Source organism: Vibrio sp. 1249-1 (assembly GCF_033340495.1).
Genome location: NZ_JAWOWJ010000969.1, coordinates 1 through 559 on the forward strand (window position 1 = coordinate 1; position 559 = coordinate 559).

The 559-nt window shown below is 49.4% G+C and carries 1 protein-coding gene; it reads right to left on the reverse strand.

Features of this window, described 5'->3' with window-relative positions; translation table 11 throughout:
- Nucleotides 1–559 (reverse strand): nucleoside recognition domain-containing protein (locus tag R7Z50_RS29975; RefSeq protein WP_318150081.1); only part of this gene is annotated, 559 nt, incomplete at both ends.

The window sequence follows — 559 nt, forward strand, 5'->3', positions numbered from 1 at the left end:
TTTTAAGTTCTCAGATTTGCTTTGCTCTTGCTTGTCTTCTTTACCTTCTGTGATGTTTAGGTAGATGCGGAATAAGTTCGCACCCACGATTTTAAACAAGAACATCACCACAACCGCCAAACCAATAGAAGACGTTACGGCAAGCGAGCCATCCGCCATCGTCAGCGTAAACAGCACCGCCCCTGAGGAGAAAAAGTTAACAATAGTGGCACCAGCGGTGAACTGGAACATAGTGAACACATCGGTTTCGCGTTTGGTGAGATGGCCTTCATCTTTAAGCTGACGAGTCATCGCCGCGCCCGCGTCGGTACTTTGCAGCGAAGCGATAAGAGCCAAACCAGAGTTACCCGGAATCCCCATAATTGGACGAAGAAGCGGCGTTAACAGTTTGCGTGCCGCTTCTAGTGCGCCATAGTGCTCAAGTACATTGATCATACCCAGTGCGAACATAACGGTAGGAATCAAAGTAAGTGCAAAAATGAAACCGTCACGTGCACCGCTACCACCAGTACCACGAAGCGACGTTGTTGCAACTTGCACACCGTCAGCCGTTTCGGTG